We start from the raw sequence: 2,425 nt of genomic DNA on the forward strand, positions 1-2,425 counted from the left end.
CAAGAGAAAATTAAACTTATACTTGATGAAATGGTGAAAATTTCTGAGCGCACTAATTTTAGCTTTTACAAAAGAGATTCAATTACATGTCAAAACATAAAACAAATAATATTTGTAGGTGCAAAAGATTATTACCACAATTATAATTGCGGTTTTTGTGGGTTTGAAACCTGTGATTTGTGCAAAAAAAACGGTGCATTTTGCGCCTTAACCATAACCGATTGTGGTATTGCGCTTGGTTCTTTAGTAAAGCTTGCAAGTATTTTGGGTATCGATAATAGAATAATGCTATCACTTGGAAAAGCTGCCATTGAAACCGGTGTTATAAAAGGTGCTGTTGCAGTTTATGGTGTACCTTTGTATGTTGGCTCAAAAAGTATATTTTTCGATAGAAAATACTGAAATTATTCTAAACTACACTGTAAATAGTAATATTTTTCAGAATCTTTTATAAAATCTGCTTTTAATTTAAAACTTCTATTATACAAAGGACAATATGTCACAATTGTATGAAATTCACCAGCTTCGCCTGCTGGGTCAATGTGCGGATTTTCGCTTAAAAATCTATCTAAATCGTCTTCTGTTTCAAAAGAGTATCCTAAATACTTTTTATCAAGCTTAAATTTATCACAAGCAATTATGCTGTATTTAAATCCGCAATCCAGCATTTTCTTGACTAAAATTTTACTGTCTTGTTTCCATAGTGGTTCTAAAAACTCTTTATTTGATCTTTTAGCAAGTTCTTTTAACCAATCGTAGTGAGACTCCAGGTAAATATCTCCACTTATAATCATATCAATATCAAGTGCTTTTAAAAATTCTACAAATTGTTCCTGACCATTTTTCATATCAAATATTAAAAGTTCTTTTTTGCATGATTGCGCTAAAAGTTTTAGAGCATTTAAGTTTTCATAATGCACAGATAAACCTATTGTAGTATTTAGCAACAAAAAATATCTGACGTATATATCGTTTACTTGAGCCAGATAGGTGGCAAAGAGACCATCTTTACCACCTGAAAAAAATGATATAGCTTTCAAATTTAATTAAGATTCTGCTTCTATTTTTACAAGTTCAATTTCAAAATTAAGGTTTTTGCCAGCCAAGGGATGATTACCGTCAAGTGTTAGCTCTTCTTCGTTTTTGTCAATTACGCTAAATAGCACTACACTGCCATCAGGCTGTTGACCTTGAAGTCTATCTCCAATTTGAGGATCTAGGTCAGGAGGTAGTTGAGATTTGTTAATTACAATAACACGCTCATTGTAGTATGGCCCATAAGCTTCTTCAGGTTTTAGTGTAAATGATTTTTTTTGCCCTTCTTCTAAACCTATTACAGCTTCTTCAAAACCCGGTATTATAGTCCCATCACCTATTATAAACTCCAACGGGCTTGATTCAATAGATGAGTCAAAAACACTACCATCATCTAATTTTCCTACATAATGTACTAATACCTTGTCGCCTTTTTGCGCAATAGCCATGAAACACCTCGAAATATAAAAATTTATTTAGAAAATCACTCACCAAATGTTACAACTACAAAACCCAACTGAGAGTTTGTACTCATGATGGGCACTATAAGATAAGACAGACCGGGTTGAAGTTGCTTTATAGTAATTTCTTTGTACTTTGCAAAGTCTTCCGGGTAAATTTTGTCAAAATTTTCACCTTCAAATTTCTTATTTGTACCAACAGTTATCTTACCATCTCTTACCAGGTTAATGTCTTTGAAACCTTTTTGTCTTACAAGCTCATTAAAGCATTCATTAATTATCTGATTATTGTTTGACTCAATGGCATTTTTTACAAAATAACTAAGGGGTACTGCTACACTTTTCATAAGTGAATCAGTTTTTGCTTTTTGTGAAGCTTCAAAATTAGCATTCATCTGGGCAATTTTGTTTGAAAACGCCAGCTCCTGAGCCTTTTTAAATGAATTTAGTTTAATAGTTCCGTAAAAATACACACCTACAATACATAGTATTAATATTAAAATCACAATATAACACGTCTTTTTTGATCCCAAGGGATAACCTCCTTTTTATTTTAGTATATTTAGTTATTATCTAATTAACTTAGTTATATTTCTGTTTTGTAGAAATTTTCCTTTTATAGGCCTATTTTTCGTAGTTTAAGATCAATATTTTCCTCGTTAATTCTGAGATTTCATTCAAAATTGATTTTTTACAAGGATTTACTTGTAAATACCCGGTATTTACAAGTAAAAATTATGTTTACCAACAATATAACACCCCGGGTGAAAATTATTTACTAGTAATTATCTCTACCATTTAAGGTAGAGATAATTAATAATTATTGTTGGTACCAATACTATCATACGGTTTTTTAAAAGAGGAGAATTCATAAATCCTCCTCCTGTTCTTCTATTCTTTTTTGAGCATGGAGAACCTCTCTATGTGCT

The 2,425-nt window shown here is 31.3% G+C and carries 4 protein-coding genes; 1 reads left to right on the forward strand and 3 read right to left on the reverse strand.

Annotation, left to right across the window (positions count from 1 at the left end; all coding sequences use genetic code 11):
- The coding region (locus Q0C22_RS09825) for a DUF2148 domain-containing protein (protein WP_291494276.1) at positions 1-402 on the forward strand (402 nt) is incomplete at its 5' end.
- 2 nt (positions 403-404) lie between these two features.
- Here Q0C22_RS09825 and Q0C22_RS09830 read toward each other — a convergent pair.
- The 3 genes from Q0C22_RS09830 to Q0C22_RS09840 are packed head-to-tail and all read right to left on the reverse strand — an operon-like array spanning position 405 to position 2,029.
- Positions 405-1,040 (reverse strand): hypothetical protein, encoded by a 636-nt coding sequence (locus Q0C22_RS09830; protein WP_291494278.1) that lies wholly within the window; start codon positions 1,038-1,040, stop codon positions 405-407.
- A gap of 6 nt (positions 1,041-1,046) precedes the next feature.
- Complete coding sequence (locus Q0C22_RS09835; RefSeq protein ID WP_291494280.1) at positions 1,047-1,484, reverse strand: peptidylprolyl isomerase; 438 nt, start codon at positions 1,482-1,484, stop codon at positions 1,047-1,049.
- A 35-nt stretch (positions 1,485-1,519) separates the two neighbouring features.
- Complete coding sequence (locus Q0C22_RS09840; protein ID WP_291494282.1) at positions 1,520-2,029, reverse strand: hypothetical protein; 510 nt, start codon at positions 2,027-2,029, stop codon at positions 1,520-1,522.
- Positions 2,030-2,425: the final 396 nt, after the last annotated feature.

It is taken from the genome of Desulfurella sp. (assembly GCF_023256235.1).
Classification (GTDB): Bacteria; Campylobacterota_A; Desulfurellia; order Desulfurellales; family Desulfurellaceae; genus Desulfurella.